Genomic DNA, 19,394 nt, shown 5'->3' on the forward strand with positions numbered 1-19,394 from the left:
GATTATAGACAATATTATACCAGAAAAGAATACATTTCCCCAACGTATAGTTTGAAAAATGAAGGTCATTCCTATATAATAAAGAATGATTTATGTAAAGGATTGAAAATAAATGAAATTTTACTCATATGAATATGTTTTGAGCCAGATTGGCCAACAAAACAGTGTCATGATTGGCTTTGGAGTATTCTTGCTTGCCATCACTGGATTTTTTGCTTTTAAGGCTTACCGCGACCATCGAGGAACCAAGTTTCGCGAGTTGGTGATGATCTCGTCTTTGGCTTTACTGGCTGTCATTCTCGGGATTGTATCTACATATCAGTCAAATCAAGCTTCCAACAACCAATTTCAAACTTCACTTCACTTTATAGAAGTTGTTTCTGAGGATTTAGGGGTGGATAAATCAGAGGTCTACGTCAATACTTCTGCAACGACAGATGGTGCCCTTCTCAAGGTAGGAGACAAATTCTACCGTGCCTTAAGCGGCAGTGAGCCGGATAAATATCTCTTGGAAAAACTTGACTTGTATCAAACAAGTGACATTGAATTAGTGGAGGCAAACAAATGACATTTAACTATATCGAAATTCTGATTAAACTGGCTTTAGGTCTTGTATCTCTTGTCTTTGTTATCAACGTGACAGGGAAGGGAAATCTAGCGCCCAACTCAGCAATTGACCAAATCCAAAACTATGTTCTTGGGGGAATTATCGGCGGGGTTATCTATAATAGCTCTATTACCATCCTTCAGTATGCAGTTATCTTGATTATGTGGACGATTTTAGTTTTGCTTCTCAAGTGGCTTACGAATAACGTTGGCTTTGTAAAACAAATGATTGACGGGAAACCAACTATGCTCATCAAAAATGGGGAAATCGATCCAGAAGCCTGTCGATCTGTTGGCTTATCAGCTTCTGACGTAGCCCTTAAACTTCGTAGTCAAGGTATCTTCCAGCTTAAAGAAGTTAAGCGTGCTGTCCAAGAGCAAAACGGTCAGCTCATCGTGGTACAAAATGGAGATGAAAATCCTAAGTATCCTGTCATCACAGATGGTGTCATTCAGTCGGATGTCCTCGATACTCTCAGCTTAACGGAAGAATGGCTCATAGATCATCTGAATAAGCAAGGGTATGATAATGTGGCCAATATCTTTATCGCTGAGTATGACAAGGGTCAACTAAGTGTCGTCACCTATGAATAAGAAAAACCTGGGGTTCATGCCTCAGGTTTCCATTTGTCATTAGAAAGGAATTTTATGTCTATCATCCAAAAACTCTGGTGGTTTTTTAAGTTAGAAAAACGTCGTTACCTCGTTGGAATTGTGGCTCTAGTCTTGGTTTCTGTGCTCAACCTCATCCCACCGATGGTTATGGGGCGCGTAATTGATGCCATTACTTCAGGACGATTAACACAGGATGAGCTCTTGCTTCATCTCTTTTATCTCCTGCTCGCTGCTTTCGGGATGTACTATCTGCGTTACGTTTGGCGCATGTATATCCTAGGAACCTCCTACCGACTGGGACAAATCATGCGTTCAAGACTATTTGAGCACTTTACAAAAATGTCGCCTGCTTTTTATCAGAATTATCGAACAGGGGATTTGATGGCTCACGCAACCAATGATATCAATGCCCTGACTCGTTTAGCCGGTGGGGGAGTTATGTCGGCAGTGGATGCCTCAATCACAGCCTTGGTAACTTTGTTGACCATGCTCTTTAGCATTTCTTGGCAGATGACCTTGGTTGCCATTCTACCTTTGCCGTTTATGGCCTATGCGACTAGTCGTTTGGGGAGAAAGACCCATAAGGCTTTCGGAGAATCACAAGCAGCCTTTTCTGAACTTAATAATAAGGTTCAGGAGTCTGTATCAGGTATAAAGGTAACCAAGTCCTTTGGCTATCAGTCTGATGAATTGGCATCTTTCCAGGAAGTCAATGATTTGACCTTCCAAAAGAATCTGCAAACCATGAAATATGATAGTCTCTTTGACCCCATGGTTCTACTCTTTGTTGGTTCTTCCTATGCCTTAACTCTCTTAGTCGGTGCCTTTATGGTGCAAGCGGGACAAGTAACCGTTGGTAATCTGGTCACCTTTATTTCTTACTTAGATATGTTAGTCTGGCCTTTGATGGCGATTGGTTTCCTCTTTAATATTACTCAAAGAGGGAAGGTTTCTTATCAACGGATTGAGAGTCTCTTGTCTCAAGAATCACCTGTGAACGATCCGGAATCTCCACTTGACGGGATTGAAAATGGCCGTTTGGACTATGCTATTGATCGTTTTGCCTTTGAAGACGAAGAGACACTGAAAGATATTCATTTTAGTCTCGAAAAAGGGCAAACTCTGGGCTTGGTTGGACAAACTGGTTCAGGAAAAACTGCTTTGATTAAGTTGCTCCTACGTGAGTATGACGTTGATCAAGGAGCCATTTATCTAAATGGTCATGACATTCGTGACTATCGACTATCTGACTTGCGTAGTTTGATGGGATACGTCCCACAGGACCAATTTCTCTTTGCAAGCTCTATCCTAGACAATATTCGATTTGGGAATCCTGACCTGCCTTTCTCAAAAGTAGAAGAAGCAACCAAGTTGGCTCAAGTCTATCAAGACATTCAAGCCATGCCCCAGGGATTTGATACGGTTATCGGCGAAAAAGGTGTCAGTCTATCTGGTGGACAAAAGCAACGTCTGGCTATGAGTCGGGCTATGATTCTAAATCCTGATATCTTGATTTTAGATGATTCCTTATCGGCGGTAGATGCCAAAACAGAGTTCGCTATTATCGATAATCTCAAGGAAACTCGCAAGAACAAGACCACCATCATCACTGCCCATCGTCTCAGTGCAGTTGTTCATGCGGATTTGATTTTGGTCATGCAGAATGGTCGCATTATTGAACGAGGCACTCATGAAGACTTACTAGCCTTGGATGGTTGGTACGCACAAACCTACCAGTCACAACAATTAGAAATGAAAGGAGAAGAAGATGCGCAATAAACAAGAACAATGGACTGTATTGAAACGCTTGTTGTCCTATCTAAAGCCCTATGGTCTCCTAACCTTTTTAGCCTTAGCTTTTCTCCTTACGACGACTGTTATCAAGAGTATCATCCCCTTGGTAGCTTCGCACTTTATCGACCAGTATCTACATAATCTCAACCAGCTTGCCATTACAGTTTTGCTAGTTTACTATGGTCTCTACATTCTCCAAACCTTTGTCCAATATGTGGGGAACCTTCTTTTTGCGCGAGTGTCCTACAGTATCGTTAGAGATATTCGACGTGATGCCTTTGCCAATATGGAAAAGCTAGGCATGTCTTATTTTGATAAAACACCTGCAGGATCTATCGTCTCGCGTTTGACCAATGACACTGAGACTATTAGTGATATGTTTTCAGGGATTTTGTCCAGCTTTGTCTCAGCAGTCTTTATCTTTGTGACAACCCTTTATACCATGCTCGTTTTGGATTATCGTCTGACAGCTTTAGTATTGCTTTTTCTACCTTTGATTTTCCTTTTGGTCAATCTCTACCGTAAAAAATCGGTCAAGGTTATCGAAAAAACCAGAAGTCTCTTATCAGATATCAACAGTAAGCTGGCAGAAAATATCGAAGGGATTCGCATTATTCAAGCCTTTAACCAAGAAAAGCGCCTGCAAGAAGAGTTTGATGAGATAAACCAGGATCATCTGGTCTACGCTAACCGTTCAGTTGCCCTAGATTCCCTCTTCTTACGTCCGGCCATGAGCTTACTGAAGCTTTTGGGCTATGCGGTTTTGATGGCTTACTTTGGTTATCGTGGTCTTTATTTAGGCATAACAGCAGGAACCATGTATGCCTTTATCCAGTATATCAATCGTCTCTTTGACCCCCTCATCGAGGTAACACAAAACTTTTCTACCCTTCAGACATCTATGGTTTCAGCAGGTCGTGTCTTTGCACTGATCGATGAGTCCAACTATGAACCGGTCCAAGAAAATGGCCAATCCAAGATTCAAGAAGGGAATATCCGCTTTGAGCATGTGTCCTTCTCTTATGATGGAAAACACCAAATTCTCGATGATATTTCCTTTACCGTCAATAAAGGTGAAACCATTGCCTTTGTCGGACATACTGGATCAGGAAAATCATCTATCATTAATGTTCTCATGCGCTTTTATGAATTCCAGTCAGGTCGGGTTCTCCTAGATGGTGTGGATATTCGAGAGTATAGTCAAGAGGAGCTGAGAAAAAACATCGGTTTGGTTCTACAGGACCCCTTCCTCTATCATGGGACCATTAAGTCCAATATCGCCATGTACCAAGATATCAGCGATGACCAAGTCAAGGCTGCAGCAGAATTTGTCGACGCAGATTCCTTCATTCAGGATCTTCCTTTAGGTTATGAAGCCCCTGTATCTGAGCGTGGTTCGAGTTTCTCCACTGGTCAACGTCAGCTTCTTGCCTTTGCTAGAACCGTTGCCAGTCAACCGAAAATTCTGATTTTGGATGAAGCGACAGCCAATATCGACTCTGAAACAGAAGCCTTGGTCCAAAATTCCCTAGCCAAGATGAGACAGGGTCGAACCACCATTGCCATTGCCCATCGTCTTTCTACTATTCAGGATGCTAATTGTATCTATGTCCTAGATAAGGGACGTATCATCGAAAGTGGAACCCACGAGGAACTCCTAGCATTAGGTGGAAACTATCACAAGATGTATAGTTTGCAGGCAGGAGCTCTTTCCTAAGGAAGAATTCCTTTAAATCACAGATTTCTTGTATTGCCTCTTTCATTTTGTGGTATAATGTAGAATGTTAATAAAGATTATATATAAAAAACAGAGGAGAATGTGCATGCTGAAATGGGATGAGTTACCTCAAGAAATGCAATTGAGCGAGGTAAAACCATACTACCAGCTTGTTTCTAAAAGAAAAGGATCTCTGATTCTCAAGCGTTGTCTAGATTTGGTTCTAGCCTTGGTCTTGTTAATCTTGACCTCACCCGTATTTCTGATTCTAAGCATTTGGATCAAGCTAGATAGCAAGGGTCCAGTCATTTACAAGCAGGTACGGGTAACCCAGTACAACCGACATTTCAAGATTTGGAAATTCCGGACCATGGTGACCGATGCGGACAAGAAAGGAAGTCTAGTAACTTCTGCCAATGACAGCCGCATCACCAAAGTTGGAAATTTCATTCGCCGTGTTCGTTTGGATGAACTTCCACAATTGGTCAATGTTCTCAAAGGAGAGATGTCCTTTGTGGGAACTCGTCCAGAAGTACCACGCTATACTGAGCAGTACAGCCCTGAAATGATGGCTACCTTGCTCTTGCCAGCAGGGATTACATCGCTTGCCAGCATTAATTATAAGGACGAGGATGCCATTATCAGTCAAATGACTGCAAAAGGTATGTCGGTCGACCAAGCTTATGTCGAAAGAGTCCTTCCAGAAAAGATGCACTATAATCTAGCCTACCTACGTGATTTTAATTTCTTCGGAGATATCAAGATCATGTTCCAGACTGTATTTGAAGTTTTAAAATAAAGTAGTCACAAGATTGAAACCGATCAAAGGAGTAAAACAATGACAAAGTATAATATTCCATTTTCACCACCTGATATTACCGAAGCAGAAATTGCTGAAGTAGCAGATACCCTCCGTTCTGGTTGGATTACAACAGGTCCAAAGACAAAAGAATTGGAGCGTCGTCTATCTGCCTATACTCAGACATCTAAGACAGTCTGCCTCAACTCTGCAACAGCAGCTCTTGAATTGATCTTGCGCGTGCTTGAAGTGGGCCCTGGCGATGAAGTTATCGTTCCAGCTATGACTTATACAGCATCATGTAGCGTTATAACTCACGTAGGTGCTACACCAGTAATGGTTGATATCCAAGGTGATACCTTTGAAATGGACTATGACAAGCTTGAACAAGCGATCACTGAGAAGACAAAGGTTATCATCCCAGTTGAACTTGCAGGGATTATCTGTGACTATGACCGTTTGTTCCAAGTTGTCGAGAAAAAACGTGACCTCTTTACAGCTGCTAGCAAGTGGCAAAAAGTCTTTAATCGTATTGTTGTAGTATCTGATAGTGCCCATGCTTTGGGTTCAACTTATAAAGGACAAGCAGCTGGTTCCATTGCTGACTTTACATCATTCTCTTTCCACGCAGTTAAGAACTTCACAACTGCTGAAGGAGGAAGTGCTACTTGGAAAGCTAATCCAGCTATTGATGATGAAGAAATGTACAAGGAATTCCAAATCCTATCTCTTCATGGTCAAACAAAAGATGCGCTAGCCAAGATGCAACTGGGTTCATGGGAATACGATATCGTAACTCCTGCCTACAAGTGCAACATGACGGATATCATGGCTTCAATTGGTTTGGTACAATTGGATCGTTATCATGGCTTGCTTCAACGTCGTAAAGAAATCGTAACTCGCTATGACCGTGGATTTGCAGGAACTCGTATTCACCCATTGGCGCATGAGACAGATACTGTTGAATCTTGCCGTCACCTTTACGTTACCCATGTAGAAGGTGCTAGTCTCGAGCAACGCAACCAAATCATCCAAGAATTGGCCAAGGCTGGAATCGCAAGTAACGTTCACTACAAACCGCTTCCACTTTTGACAGCTTATAAGAATCTTGGCTTTGATATGGCAAACTATCCTAAGGCTTATGCCTACTTTGTAAATGAGATTACACTACCACTTCACACCAAATTAACGGATGAAGAAGTAGATTATATCATTGAGACTTTTGTCAGAGTTTCTGAAGAAGTTCTAGGCGCTTCACAAAAATAATTAAAAAAATTAGTAAAAAATTAGTGAAAATGGTTGACAAAGAAAAAACAATAACATATAATTAACTCAACAAATCAGAAAAGTAATTATTTTTAATCTTCAGGGAGCCTGTGGTTACTGTGAACAGGTGGTTGGAACTAGTGAAATTGGGCTGATTTTAAAAGTGAATTTGAAACAATGAAAATTCGGTAGGCACACCTTACAGTGCAACTTGTTGTTAGACAAGGCAGAGATGTAAAGGGGATATTCTCTTTACAATTGAGGTGGTACCGCGTTACAAACGCCCTCACATGGAAATAGATTCCGTGTGTGGGCTTTTTTCTATCCGTCATTTTGTTTATCTTTTATTAGGGCGTTAAGTAGCTTTGATGAACTTTAGTTCTATCTACAGCTTCTTGCCTACTACTAAAAGTAAACAAAAAGTCGGATTCATACAGAAGGAGGAAAATTTTATGACAACAAAAGGATATTTCGGACAGTTTGGTGGTAGTTTTGTACCAGAACCAATTCAGGCTTTATTAGATGAGTTGGAAGTGACTTTTGATAAATACAAGGACGATCCAGAATTTTCGGCAGAATATCGTCATTACTTGAAAGATTATTCAGGTCGTGAGACTCCGCTCTATTTTGCAGAAAGTTTGACGGAATATTTAGGTGGGGCTAAGATTTATCTTAAACGTGAAGATCTTAACCACCTTGGGTCACACAAACTTAACAATGTCCTTGGACAAATCCTTCTTGCTAAACGCATGGGTAAAAAACGTGTGATTGCAGAGACAGGAGCTGGTCAGCACGGTGTTGCGACAGCTGCAGCTGCAGCCAAATTTGGTATGGCATGTGATGTCTATATGGGGGCAGAAGATGTGGAACGTCAACGTCTCAACGTCTTCCGTATGGAGATGATGGGAGCGACTGTTCACTCAGTTGAAACGGGAACTCGTACACTGAAGGATGCAGTTGATGCAGCCTTTGGAGCATGGATGAATGACCTTGATGCTTTCTACGTTTTAGGTTCGGCTGTAGGTCCGCACCCTTACCCAACGATTGTTCATGAATTCCAAAAAGTAATCAGTGAAGAATCACGTCGTCAAATCTTGGAAAAAGAAGGACGTTTGCCAGACTACGTCATTGCCTGTGTGGGTGGTGGTTCTAATGCCATCGGTGCCTTTTCACAGTATGTAGCTGATGAAGAAGTTAAATTGGTTGGGGTAGAAGCTGCTGGTCACGGTTTAGATACCGACAAACACGCGGCAACAATGACCAAGGGTAGTGTCGGAATTGTCGATGGAATGAAGACCTATGCAGTCTTTGGTGAAGATGGAAATGTTGCACCTGTTTACTCTATCTCTGCTGGTTTAGACTATCCAGGGGTTGGACCAGAACACGCCTTCTTTAAAGACTCTGGTCGTGTAGAATATGTTGCAGCGACTGATGAAGAAGCTGTCCAAGCCTTGCTTTTACTTAGCAAGACTGAAGGAATTATCCCAGCTATTGAAAGCTCCCATGCTATCGCAGAAGCAGTCAAACGAGCACCAAAACTAAGTAAAGATGAGATTATTGTCATCAATGTCTCTGGTCGTGGAGACAAGGACGTAGCTGCTATTGCAGACTACCTTGAAGCTAAAAAATAAAAGATGGAAAAGATACAGAGATTTCTCTCACAGAGAGCTTGTGGTTGCTGAAAACAAGCAGAGAATACTGTAAGGTTGGGTCCATCTGAAAAAGAGAGAAGAAAACATGATTCTCAAGGGAGTGCCCTTTATCGCACAGCCTGTTACAAGAAGGTTCTGAGACAGGAATGAGAGATAGGAGAAATCCTATAATTGAGGTGGTACCGCGAATTTCGTCCTCACGCAAGTTATTTTGCGTGGGGATTTTTATATATTTACCTCAGATATTGCGATTGATTTTTTAGATATTTTCAATAAATAGATCGTTATAGAATATTTACGAACGAAGTGAGTTTCTAAAAGATGTTTCCCGCCATGGTGGTATCCTAAAGAAGCAAAGATGCTTCTCTAGGACGGAATTTTTGAGAGTAAAATAGTTCGGGGAACTATTTTAGCCTGAGCCTAGAAATGAATGAGCGAGGAGCTCAAAAATTAGGTCTTTCATTTCATGGTTTTCTAAAATCATCCACTGGATAATTTTACCTCCCGTCCGCACTATTTAAGGGAAATAGAAAAAGGTAAGAAATTAAGACTAAAAGTCTATAAATTATTGACTGAAAGGGAAAATACAATGGAACGAATCATTCATGGAGATGTTTTATCACCAATCTTGGCGTATATGCGCTTAAATGGACAACACAAGGTCATACTTGAAAGTATCCCAAGAGAAAAGGAAAATGCTCGATTTTCTATTTTGGCTTATAATCCAGTTTTTGAGATTAAGTTCGAAAATGGAGTTCTTTATCAAAATGGTCAGGTGATTGATCGTGATCCCTTGGATTTCCTCTATGAGGTGACTCATAAGAGCCAGCACCATTCAGACCTACCTTTTGGTGGTGGAGCCATCGGCTTTGTTGGCTATGATATGATTTCTCTCTATGAAGAAATTGGCCAGCTTCCTGAGGATACGATTGGGACGCCAGATATGCATTTCTTCGTCTATGAAAGTTACATAGTTTTTGACCACAAGAAAGAAAAAATTCATATCATAGAGGATGCTCTCTACAGTGATCGAAGCAATGATGAACTAGAAGCGGCTTTAGATCAAGTTTTAGAAGAGTTGAAAATCCCTGCGCCAAATGAATTTGAAGATTTGGACGTTTCACCACTTCAGTTTAGACCACATATTGCACCTCAGAAATTTGAAGAGATGGTAGAAACAGCTCGCGACTTGATTCGCAATGGAGATATGTTCCAATGCGTGCTCAGTCAGCGTTTCTCCGCAGAAGTAACTGGAAATCCTTTTGACTTCTACAGAAATCTCCGAGTGACAAATCCATCAAATTACCTCTACTTTTATGATTTTGGAGATTATCAAATCATTGGAGCTAGTCCTGAGAGCTTGGTTTCCGTAAAAAACGGCATTGTAACAACCAATCCGATTGCAGGTACGCGACCTAGAGGTGCCAATGATGAAGAAGATGCTACTTTAGCAGGTGATTTACTCTCTGATGAAAAGGAAACGGCAGAACACCGAATGCTAGTAGACTTGGGACGTAATGATATTGGTCGAATTGCTGAGACAGCAAGTGTCCAAGTAACCAAGTATATGGAAGTCGAACTTTTCCGATATGTCATGCATTTGACTAGCGTGGTTAAAGGTCGTTTGTTGCCAGAACTGACTGCCATGGATGCCTTGAAGGCGACTCTTCCGGCTGGAACAGTTTCTGGGGCCCCTAAGATTCGTGCTATGAAACGCATCTATGAGTTGGAAACAGAGAAGCGAGGCGTTTATGCCGGAGCTATCGGCTACCTTTCAGCAACTGGAGATATGGACTTTGCCATTGCAATTCGAACCATGATTCTAAAAAGTAAAACAGCCTACGTACAGGCTGGTGCAGGAATTGTTTATGATTCTATCGCTCAGAATGAATACCAAGAAACCATTAACAAAGCTAAATCTATGACTAGAATGGGAGAACTAAGACCATGATTTTATTGATTGATAATTATGATTCATTTACTTATAACCTAGCCCAATACATCGGGAATTTCGCAGAAATTCAGGTTTTGAGAAATGATGATCCAAACCTTTATGAAGAAGCTACAAAGGCAGATGGACTGGTCTTTTCTCCTGGTCCAGGTTGGCCAGCTGATGCTGGGAAGATGGAAGAAATGATTCGTGATTTTGCAGGTAAGAAACCGATTCTAGGAATTTGTTTGGGACACCAAGCCATCGCGGAAGTCTTTGGTGGCAAGTTGGGCTTGGCTCCAAAAGTCATGCATGGCAAGCAGAGTCAGATTCGATTTGAGACTCCTTCCGTTCTCTATCAAGGAATCGAGAATAATAGTCCAGTCATGCGTTACCACAGTATTTTAATTGAAGAGATGCCAGAAGAGTTTGAAGTGACAGCTCGTTCGATAGATGACCAAGCTATTATGGGGATTCAACACAAAACCTTGCCGATTTATGGCTTGCAGTATCATCCAGAAAGTATTGGAACGCCAGATGGCCTATCTTCTATTCAGAATTTTATCGAGAAAGTTGTAAAGTGAGGAACACAAAATGAAAGAAATTATTGAAAAATTAGCGAACTTTGAAGATTTATCAAGTGTTGAGATGACAGATGTGATCGAACGCATCGTAACAGGGCGAGTGACAGAAGCACAAATCGCTTCTCTACTGTTAGCTCTCAAGATGAAGGGAGAAACACCTGAAGAAAGAACAGCCCTCGCTCAAGTTATGAGAGGACATGCTCAACACATTCCAACCAACATTCAAGATGCTATGGATAACTGTGGTACGGGTGGAGATAAGTCATTTAGCTTTAACATTTCTACAACTGCAGCCTTTGTCTTAGCAGGTGGTGGCATCCACATGGCTAAACATGGAAATCGTTCTATATCTTCTAAATCTGGTTCAGCAGATGTCTTGCAAGCTTTGGGAATCAATATTGACCTCAAGCCAGCACAATTGGGTAAGGTATTTGATCAAACAGGAATTGTCTTTCTCTTTGCAAAAAACATGCATCCAGCTATGAAATATATCATGCCAGCACGCTTGGAATTGGGAATTCCAACCATCATGAATTTGACAGGTCCACTCATTCACCCAATGGTCTTGGAAACACAGCTTCTAGGAATCAGTCGTCCAGAACTTCTGGAAAGTACTGCTCAGGTTTTGAAAAACATGGGTCGCAAACGTGCTATTGTAGTAGCTGGCCCAGAAGGGTTGGATGAAGCTGGTTTGAATGGTACTACCAGCATTGCCCTTCTTGAAAATGGAGAAATTACTTTGTCAACTTTTACTCCAGAAGATTTGGGAATGGAACGCATTGCCATTGAGGACATTCGTGGTGGTAATGCTCATGAGAATGCAGCCATCCTTGTCAGCGTTCTTAATAACGAACCAAGTCCATTCTTGGAAACAACAGTCTTAAATGCAGGCCTAGGATTCTACGCCAATGGTAAGGTAGATAGTATCAAAGACGGAGTTGAAATGGCACGTCAAGTAATTGCCAGTGGTAAGGCCCTTGAAAAACTTCGACTATTACAGGAGTATCAAAGATGAGTCAGGAATTTTTATCACGTATCCTAGAGCAAAAGGCGCGTGAAGTTGAAACGATGGAACGAGAGGAACTTCAGCCCCTGCGAGCAAGCTATCGTTTGGCTGAATATTTGAAAAACCATCAGGAGCGTTTGCAAATCATTGCAGAGGTCAAGAAGGCGAGTCCAAGTATGGGTGATATCAATCTGGATGTGGATATCGTTCAACAGGCCCAGACTTACGAGGTTAACGGTGCGGTTATGATTTCTGTTCTGACAGATGAGGTTTTCTTCAAAGGTCATTTGGATAACCTTCGTGAGATTTCCAGTCAGGTACAGATTCCGACTTTAAACAAGGATTTTATTATCGATGAAAAGCAAATCATCCGTGCTCGCAATGCAGGTGCGACAGTTATCTTGCTCATCGTAGCTGCTTTATCAGAAGAACGCCTCAAGGAACTGTATGACTATGCGACAGAGCTTGGACTAGAAGTGTTAGTGGAAACTCATAATTTAGCAGAACTAGAAGTAGCCCACCGCCTTGGAGCTCAAATTATCGGTGTGAATAATCGTAATTTGACTACCTTTGAAGTTGACTTGCAGACTAGCGTAGACTTGTCCCAATACTTTAAGGACGATTGCTTGTACATTTCTGAATCTGCTATTTTTACAGAAGAAGATGCGAAACGAGTTGCACCCTACTTTAACGGAATTTTGGTAGGAACAGCTCTCATGCAAGCGGAAGATGTCGCCCAGAGAATCAAGGAGTTGCAGATTGACAAAGGTTAAGATTTGTGGACTATCGACCAAAGAAGCAGTAGAGGTAGCAGTGTCGGCTGGAGCAGACTACATTGGTTTTGTCTTTGCTCCTAGCAAAAGACAGGTGACCTTGGAACAGGCTGCGGAGCTGGCAACACTCATTCCTGTTAATGTGAAAAAGGTTGGTGTATTTGTTTCACCAAGTCGGTCAGAATTACTAGAAGCGATTGACAAAGTTGGTTTGGACTTAGTTCAAATTCATGGTCAGGTGGCGGATGATTTGTTTGAGAATTTACCTTGTGCTAGCATTCAGGCTGTTCAAGTAGATGGGGATGGGCATGTACCCAATTCTCAGGCAGATTATCTACTCTTCGATGCACCTGTGGCAGGGAGTGGCCAGACCTTTGACTGGGGGCAACTGGATACGACAGAACTAGCCCAGCCTTTTTTCATCGCAGGTGGGCTCAATGAGGATAATGTAAAAGAAGCTATTCAACACTTTACTCCCTATGCAGTAGATGTATCAAGTGGAGTAGAATCAAACGGACAAAAAGATCAGGAAAAGATTAGAAGATTTATAGAGAGGGTAAAACATGGCATATCAAGAACCAAATAAAGAAGGATTTTACGGAAAATTCGGTGGACGTTTTGTCCCAGAAACATTGATGACAGCAGTATTGGAGTTGGAAGAAGCTTATCGTGAAAGTCAGGCAGATCCAAGTTTCCAAGAAGAGTTAAACCAACTTTTGCGCCAGTATGTAGGACGTGAAACACCTCTTTACTACGCAAAAAACTTGACCCAGCATATTGGTGGAGCCAAGATTTACCTCAAACGTGAAGACCTCAACCATACAGGTGCACACAAGATTAATAATGCCTTGGGACAAGTTCTTCTCGCTAAACGCATGGGCAAAAAGAAAATTATCGCTGAAACTGGTGCCGGTCAGCACGGTGTAGCAACTGCAACAGCTGCAGCCCTTTTCAACATGGAATGTACTATCTATATGGGTGAGGAAGATGTTAAACGTCAAGCCCTCAATGTCTTCCGTATGGAACTTTTGGGAGCCAAGGTGGAAGCTGTAACAGATGGTTCGCGCGTACTCAAAGACGCGGTCAATGCAGCCCTTCGTTCTTGGGTGGCCAACATCGATGATACCCACTATATCCTTGGTTCTGCCTTGGGGCCTCATCCTTTTCCAGAAATTGTGCGTGATTTCCAAAGTGTTATCGGTCGAGAAGCCAAACAACAGTACCGTGACTTGACAGGGCAAGATTTGCCAGATGCCCTAGTAGCCTGTGTTGGTGGAGGTTCTAATGCTATTGGTCTCTTCCATCCATTTGTGGAAGATGAATCTGTAGCTATGTATGGAGCTGAAGCGGCAGGACTAGGTGTGGATACAGAGCATCATGCAGCAACCTTGACCAAGGGTAGACCAGGTGTTCTCCACGGTTCGCTCATGGATGTTCTCCAAGATGCCCATGGACAAATCTTAGAAGCCTTCTCTATCTCGGCAGGTTTAGACTACCCTGGTATCGGTCCAGAACATTCTCATTACCACGATATCAAGCGTGCGACCTATGTTCCTGTGACAGATGAGGAAGCCTTGGAAGGATTCCAACTTTTGTCTCGTGTGGAAGGGATTATCCCAGCTTTGGAGTCTAGTCACGCTATCGCCTTTGCGGTGAAATTGGCCAAAGAACTTGGCCCAGACAAGTCTATGATTGTCTGTCTATCAGGTCGCGGGGACAAAGATGTAGTTCAAGTTAAAGACCGCTTGGAAGCAGACGCAGCAAAGAAGGGAGAAGCTCATGCCTAAGACACTAACAGAAAAATTGAATGCAATTAAAGCAGCAGGAAAGGGAATTTTCGTTCCCTATATCATGGCTGGAGACCATGAAAAAGGTTTGGCTGGTCTCGGTGAAACAATTCACTTTTTAGAAGACTTGGGTGTTTCAGCCATTGAAGTGGGCATTCCCTTTTCAGACCCTGTTGCAGATGGACCTGTTATTGAAGAAGCAGGCTTGCGCAGTCTAGCTCGCGGAACTTCTACCCAGGCTTTGGTTGAAATCTTGAAAACCATTCAAACAGAAGTTCCGCTTGTCATCATGACCTACTTTAACCCTCTCTTTCAGTACGGTGTGGAGAAATTTGTCAAAGATTTGGCAGATACAGCAGTTAAGGGCTTGATTATCCCAGACCTGCCTCATGAGCATGCTAACTTTGTGGAGCCTTATTTGGCAGATACAGACATTGCCTTGATTCCTCTAGTAAGCTTGACTACAGGAATTGAGCGTCAAAAGGAACTCATTGAAGGTGCAGAAGGTTTTATCTATGCCGTTGCTATCAACGGGGTGACAGGGAAATCAGGAAATTACCGAGATGATTTGGACAAGCACTTGGCTCAACTTCATCAAGTGGCTGACATTCCAGTTTTAACAGGATTTGGTGTATCCACTCAGACTGATGTAGAACGCTTCAATGCTGTATCAGACGGTGTTATCGTCGGTTCCAAGATTGTTAAGGCTCTGCATGAAGGACAAGTAGCAGAAATCGCTGACTTTATCCGAGAAGCAGTAGCTTACCCAAAATAATCACGCAAGCAGCAAGTAAGAGGAAAGGCACAAAAGGAAGTCTTTCCTTTTTCTTTAGCAGGAGAAAGACTAGAATGCCGGTTGTAGAAGCAAATTGAATGAGAATCAGTATTTCTGTAAGTGTAAAAACTAGGGCACAAGAAGATAGAAAGAGAAAATCTCCTGCCCCTATGCGGATATCGATGAAATGAGCAATGATTCCAAGAATCAAGAAAAAAGCCATGATTAGATTCCAACTAGAGCAAGCCATTAGAAGTAGATGAAAGAAAATCCATACCAGTAAAGGATACTCCTGATGGCGAAAGTCGTAGATGCCCAAGGTCAGACCAGCGCTGATTAGGATGACTTGCCCCAAAGTTAGAAAATCCCAAGAGAAAGCTAGAAAGAGCAGTCCTAAGCACAACTCAAAGAGGGCATACCAAACAGGATAGCGAGCCTTGCAATAGCGACAGCGAAAGCGATTGAATATCTGGGACACAATCGGAATCAAATCCAGTGGTCTCAAACGAGTCTGACAAGAATCACAGTGGCTAGCAGGAAAATCTATGGATTGTTCAGGGAAGCGATCGATGACTAAGCCTAGAAAGGAAGCAAGAATCGTTCCAACAAGAAAAAAATAAAGATGAATCATACTTATTTATTCGGAAAAAATAAGAGAAAGAGTATAATAGTTGGATATAGGAGAAGTTTTAGGAACAAATATGAAAATTAACTTTGAAAAAGGACTTCAGTCAGAAAATGCCCAACTCATTTGTCAGTGGTCTAATGCTTTGGGAGAAAGTTTTCAGAAGCAATGGATGGGACCAAAGATTTCTTATCCCTTGATTGCCCAATCCTTGCAAAAGATGGAAGGGATTTTTTCCATTTTTACTGGAGAAGAGTTTGTAGGCATCATCCAGAAAATCAAACTAGAAGATAAAAATCTTCATATTGGAAGATTTCTCATAGCTCCACAGAAGCAGGGAAAAGGAATAGGTCGAAAAACTTTCCAGTACTTTCTTCAAGAAATGTTTGAAAATGAAGAAATAGAAAGTATTTCCCTAACGGTTTTTGAGTCAAATCAAATAGCTAGAGACCTCTACCACAAAGAGGGATTTGAAATTGTTCAAACCGTTGAAGTTCCAGAACGTAAATACATAATGAGAAAACCTAGGTAAGGACTAGATGACACCGAGAACTGTACCCGTACAATTTTTGGTTTTCAAACTTGTTGCAGAGAAATTTTCTTGATAAAATAGATACATGACTAGATATAAAGCTGTAATTTCCTATGATGGCTACGCTTTTGCCGGCTTTCAACGGCAACCTCACGCGCGTAGTGTTCAGGAGGAAATTGAAAAAACTTTAACCAAATTAAATAAGGGGCAGGCCATTACCATCCATGGTGCAGGGCGAACGGACAGTGGCGTTCATGCGCTAGGGCAGGTTATCCACTTTGACCTTCCCTATCAGATGAATGAGGAAAAGCTTCGCTTCGCTCTCGATACTCAAAGTCCTGAAGATATCGATGTAATTTCGATTGAGATTGTGGCTGATGATTTTCATTGCCGTTATGCCAAGCATAGCAAGACCTACGAGTTTATCGTGGATAGAGGACGTCCTAAAAATCCTATGCGTCGCCATTATGCGACCCATTATCCATATCCGCTAGATGTGGAGCGTATGCAGCTTGCTGTAAAAAAACTCGAGGGAACACATGACTTTACTGGTTTTACGGCATCAGGGACTAGTGTGGAAGATAAGGTAAGAACGATCACGGAAGCTAGTCTTAGGGTTGATGAAACAGGGCAGTTCTTGACCTTTACCTTCTCAGGCAATGGCTTCCTCTATAAGCAGATTCGAAATATGGTCGGAACTCTGCTTAAAATTGGCAACAACCGTATGCCAGTTGAACAGATTGACCTCATCTTGGAGAAAAAAGACAGACAGTTGGCAGGACCAACTGCAGCACCTAATGGATTGTATTTGAAGGAGATTTCTTATGAAGAATAATCGTATTTTAGCACTTTCAGGAAATGATATTTTTAGTGGTGGTGGATTGGCAGCTGACCTTGCCACCTATACTTTGAATGGTTTGCATGGATTTGTAGCCATGACCTGCTTGACTGCTTTGACAGAAAATGGTTTTGAGGTTTTTCCGACGGATGAGACTATTTTCCAACAACAGTTGGATAGTCTTAAAAGTGTAGACTTTGGAGGGATTAAGATTGGTCTCTTGCCGACAGTCGGTGTTGCTGAAAAAGCTTTGAATTTCATTAAGGAAAGATCAGGAGTTCCTGTCGTCTTGGACCCTGTATTGGTTTGTAAGGAAACGCACGACGTTGCAGTCAGTGAGCTCTGTCAAGAGTTGATTCGCTTTTTCCCTTATGTATCAGTGATTACTCCGAATCTTCCTGAGGCAGAGTTGCTTGCAGGCCAAAAGATTGAAAGTCTGGAAGATATGAAGGCTGCAGCGCAGAAATTACATGACTTGGGTGCACCAGCAGTGATTATCAAGGGTGGAAATCGCCTCAGTCAGGATAAGGCTGTGGATGTCTTTTATGATGGGGAGAATTTTACCATTCTTGAGAATCCAGTCTTAGAAGGACAAAATGCTGGTGCAGGATGTACCTTTGCATCAAGTATTGCTAGTCAGTTAGTCAAGGGAGAGGAATTATTGCCAGCAATTGAAACTTCCAAAGCCTTTGTTTACCGTGCCATTGCACAAGCAGATCAATATGGAGTGAGACAATATGAAGCAAACCAAAACAACTAAAATTGCCCTAGTATCCATCTTGGCAGCTAGTTCTGTCGTATTGGGGTATTTTATAAAAATCCCGACACCAACTGGATTTCTAACACTTTTGGACGTTGGAGTCTTCTTCACAGCCTTTTACTTTGGCAGTCGTGAAGGGGCCATTGTTGGAGGTTTAGCAGGATTTCTTATTGATCTCATTTCAGGCTACCCTCAGTGGATGATTTTTAGCTTAATTAACCATGGTTTACAAGGCTATTTTGCAGGTTTTAAAGGGAAATGGCAATGGCTAGGCTTAGTCTTAGCGACTTTATTCATGGTAGCTGGTTATGCCTTGGCATCAGCCTGGATGAATGGTTGGGGTGCAGCTATTCCAGAAATCATTCCAAATCTCATGCAAAATATCGTTGGAATGACTCTAGGTTTTCTTCTTTGTCATAGTGTAAAGAAATTCAGATAATCGTGAAAAAAGGAAACCTACCCCGAACTATTAGGGAACTATTGAAAAAACTCTGATTATTTGCTAAAATGAAAGCTATGAAAACACTCTACGATGTGCAACAATTTCTCAAACAGTTTGGTATCATTGTCTATATGGGAAAACGTCTCTATGACATTGAACTGATGAAGATCGAGCTATCTCGAATCTATGATGCAGGCTTGATGGACAAGCTGGATTATCTTGAAGCGGAGACTGTTCTTCGCAGAGAGCACAAACTAGAATTAGACTATTTAGAAAAAAATGGAGATTAGGTAATATGGTAACTTGGGTATTATGGGGACTTATTATAGCGATGTTGGCTTGGATGGGATACAACTATCTTCGCATTCGTCGTGCAGCGAAAATTGTAGACAATGCAGAGTTTGAGTCTTTGATTCGTACAGGTCAGTTGATTGATTTGCGTGATCCAGCTGACTTCCACAGAAAACATATCCTCGGAGCTCGTAATATTCCTTCAAGTCAATTGAAGACAAGTCTTGCAGCTCTTCGCAAGGATAAACCTGTCCTCCTCTATGAAAACCAACGTGCGCAACGTGTCACAAACGCAGCACTGTTTTTGAAAAAACAAGGTTTCTCAGAAATCTATATTCTCTCTTACGGATTGGATTCTTGGACAGGGAAGGTGAAATCTAATTAACAATGTGAAAATCTTGTCACATATATTTAATATAAAGTCTTGGCTTTTTATGGTATAATTGTTAGTATAAAATATAAGGAGTTTTTTGAAGATGAAAGAAAAGAAAAAACCATCACTTGTTTTAGGTATCCTATCTATCGTCCTTGGTTTGCTATCTCCAATAGTAGGTCTCGTTTTGGGGATCATTGGTCTAGTCTTGGCTAATTCACATCAAAAA

At 41.7% G+C, this 19,394-nt stretch carries 21 protein-coding genes, 1 pseudogene and 2 other annotated features; of the genes and pseudogenes, 21 read left to right on the top strand and 1 reads right to left on the bottom strand.

Annotated features, from left to right (window positions below):
- Nucleotides 1-112: 112 nt before the first annotated feature.
- The 14 genes from ADH31_RS06880 to trpA all read left to right on the top strand — a co-directional run bounded on the left by ADH31_RS06880 (nt 113) and on the right by trpA (nt 15,304).
- Nucleotides 113-568, top strand: a complete 456-nt coding sequence (locus ADH31_RS06880; protein ID WP_049509741.1) for a DUF3290 family protein — start codon at nt 113-115, stop codon at nt 566-568.
- Nucleotides 565-1,200, top strand: a complete 636-nt coding sequence (locus ADH31_RS06885; protein WP_049509743.1) for a DUF421 domain-containing protein — start codon at nt 565-567, stop codon at nt 1,198-1,200. Before ADH31_RS06880 ends, ADH31_RS06885 begins: the two co-directional genes overlap by 4 nt.
- Nucleotides 1,201-1,254: 54 nt before the next feature.
- Nucleotides 1,255-3,000: an ABC transporter ATP-binding protein gene (locus tag ADH31_RS06890; RefSeq protein ID WP_049509744.1), complete on the top strand. Its 1,746-nt coding sequence runs from the start codon at nt 1,255-1,257 to the stop codon at nt 2,998-3,000.
- On the top strand, nt 2,990-4,732 hold the full coding sequence (locus ADH31_RS06895) for an ABC transporter ATP-binding protein (protein WP_049509746.1): 1,743 nt from the start codon (nt 2,990-2,992) through the stop codon (nt 4,730-4,732). The genes ADH31_RS06890 and ADH31_RS06895 overlap by 11 nt, the downstream gene beginning before the upstream one ends.
- Nucleotides 4,733-4,838: 106 nt before the next feature.
- On the top strand, nt 4,839-5,531 hold the full coding sequence (locus ADH31_RS06900; protein ID WP_049509748.1) for a sugar transferase: 693 nt from the start codon (nt 4,839-4,841) through the stop codon (nt 5,529-5,531).
- A 39-nt stretch (nt 5,532-5,570) separates the two neighbouring features.
- Complete coding sequence (locus tag ADH31_RS06905; RefSeq protein WP_049509750.1) at nt 5,571-6,797, top strand: DegT/DnrJ/EryC1/StrS family aminotransferase; 1,227 nt, start codon at nt 5,571-5,573, stop codon at nt 6,795-6,797.
- 66 nt (nt 6,798-6,863) lie between these two features.
- Nucleotides 6,864-7,088, top strand: a binding site (T-box leader).
- A 161-nt stretch (nt 7,089-7,249) separates the two neighbouring features.
- A complete protein-coding gene (trpB, locus tag ADH31_RS06910) occupies nt 7,250-8,428 on the top strand; it encodes a tryptophan synthase subunit beta (RefSeq protein WP_049509752.1) in 1,179 nt (392 codons plus the stop codon).
- Nucleotides 8,420-8,651: a binding site (T-box leader), on the top strand. (Overlaps the previous gene by 9 nt.)
- A 387-nt stretch (nt 8,652-9,038) precedes the next feature.
- Nucleotides 9,039-10,400 (top strand): anthranilate synthase component I, encoded by a 1,362-nt coding sequence (gene trpE / locus ADH31_RS06920; protein WP_049509753.1) that lies wholly within the window; start codon nt 9,039-9,041, stop codon nt 10,398-10,400.
- Nucleotides 10,397-10,963: an aminodeoxychorismate/anthranilate synthase component II gene (locus ADH31_RS06925; RefSeq protein WP_049509754.1), complete on the top strand. Its 567-nt coding sequence runs from the start codon at nt 10,397-10,399 to the stop codon at nt 10,961-10,963. The genes trpE and ADH31_RS06925 overlap by 4 nt, the downstream gene beginning before the upstream one ends.
- 10 nt (nt 10,964-10,973) lie before the next feature.
- Nucleotides 10,974-11,978: an anthranilate phosphoribosyltransferase gene (gene trpD, locus ADH31_RS06930; protein WP_045763145.1), complete on the top strand. Its 1,005-nt coding sequence runs from the start codon at nt 10,974-10,976 to the stop codon at nt 11,976-11,978.
- Nucleotides 11,975-12,742 carry an indole-3-glycerol phosphate synthase TrpC gene (gene trpC, locus ADH31_RS06935; protein WP_049509756.1) on the top strand — a complete coding sequence of 256 codons (768 nt, stop codon included), beginning with the start codon at nt 11,975-11,977 and terminating at the stop codon, nt 12,740-12,742. The genes trpD and trpC overlap by 4 nt, the downstream gene beginning before the upstream one ends.
- On the top strand, nt 12,729-13,328 hold the full coding sequence (locus tag ADH31_RS06940; protein ID WP_049509758.1) for a phosphoribosylanthranilate isomerase: 600 nt from the start codon (nt 12,729-12,731) through the stop codon (nt 13,326-13,328). Before trpC ends, ADH31_RS06940 begins: the two co-directional genes overlap by 14 nt.
- The gene (gene trpB, locus ADH31_RS06945; protein WP_006149843.1) at nt 13,306-14,529 is read left to right on the top strand and encodes a tryptophan synthase subunit beta; all 1,224 of its coding nucleotides are present in this window, start codon (nt 13,306-13,308) and stop codon (nt 14,527-14,529) included. The genes ADH31_RS06940 and trpB (ADH31_RS06945) overlap by 23 nt, the downstream gene beginning before the upstream one ends.
- Complete coding sequence (trpA, locus tag ADH31_RS06950; protein ID WP_049509761.1) at nt 14,522-15,304, top strand: tryptophan synthase subunit alpha; 783 nt, start codon at nt 14,522-14,524, stop codon at nt 15,302-15,304. Before trpB (ADH31_RS06945) ends, trpA begins: the two co-directional genes overlap by 8 nt.
- On the opposite strand, the gene ADH31_RS06955 is transcribed toward trpA, so the two are convergent.
- Nucleotides 15,273-15,935: a prepilin peptidase gene (locus tag ADH31_RS06955; RefSeq protein WP_049509763.1), complete on the bottom strand. Its 663-nt coding sequence runs from the start codon at nt 15,933-15,935 to the stop codon at nt 15,273-15,275. The genes trpA and ADH31_RS06955 overlap by 32 nt on opposite strands.
- 70 nt (nt 15,936-16,005) lie before the next feature.
- Here ADH31_RS06955 and ADH31_RS06960 point away from each other — a divergent pair, with 70 nt between their 5' ends.
- The 7 genes and pseudogenes from ADH31_RS06960 to ADH31_RS10265 all read left to right on the top strand — a co-directional run.
- Entirely contained in the window at nt 16,006-16,461 is a 456-nt protein-coding gene (locus ADH31_RS06960) for a GNAT family N-acetyltransferase (protein WP_049509764.1), read from the top strand.
- An 85-nt stretch (nt 16,462-16,546) separates the two neighbouring features.
- On the top strand, nt 16,547-17,296 hold the full coding sequence (gene truA / locus ADH31_RS06965; RefSeq protein WP_049509766.1) for a tRNA pseudouridine(38-40) synthase TruA: 750 nt from the start codon (nt 16,547-16,549) through the stop codon (nt 17,294-17,296).
- Nucleotides 17,286-18,059 (top strand): bifunctional hydroxymethylpyrimidine kinase/phosphomethylpyrimidine kinase, encoded by a 774-nt coding sequence (locus tag ADH31_RS06970; RefSeq protein WP_049509767.1) that lies wholly within the window; start codon nt 17,286-17,288, stop codon nt 18,057-18,059. Before truA ends, ADH31_RS06970 begins: the two co-directional genes overlap by 11 nt.
- Nucleotides 18,037-18,498 carry an ECF transporter S component gene (locus ADH31_RS06975; RefSeq protein WP_049509769.1) on the top strand — a complete coding sequence of 154 codons (462 nt, stop codon included), beginning with the start codon at nt 18,037-18,039 and terminating at the stop codon, nt 18,496-18,498. Before ADH31_RS06970 ends, ADH31_RS06975 begins: the two co-directional genes overlap by 23 nt.
- A 68-nt stretch (nt 18,499-18,566) precedes the next feature.
- Complete coding sequence (locus ADH31_RS06980; RefSeq protein ID WP_049509771.1) at nt 18,567-18,791, top strand: YqgQ family protein; 225 nt, start codon at nt 18,567-18,569, stop codon at nt 18,789-18,791.
- Nucleotides 18,792-18,796: 5 nt separating this feature from the next.
- Entirely contained in the window at nt 18,797-19,177 is a 381-nt protein-coding gene (locus ADH31_RS06985; RefSeq protein WP_045763154.1) for a rhodanese-like domain-containing protein, read from the top strand.
- 91 nt (nt 19,178-19,268) lie between these two features.
- Nucleotides 19,269-19,394: pseudogene (locus ADH31_RS10265) on the top strand (DUF4190 domain-containing protein); the annotation flags it as partial.

It is taken from the genome of Streptococcus pseudopneumoniae (genome assembly GCF_001072375.1).
In the GTDB taxonomy this organism is placed as follows: domain Bacteria; phylum Bacillota; class Bacilli; order Lactobacillales; family Streptococcaceae; genus Streptococcus; species Streptococcus pseudopneumoniae_L.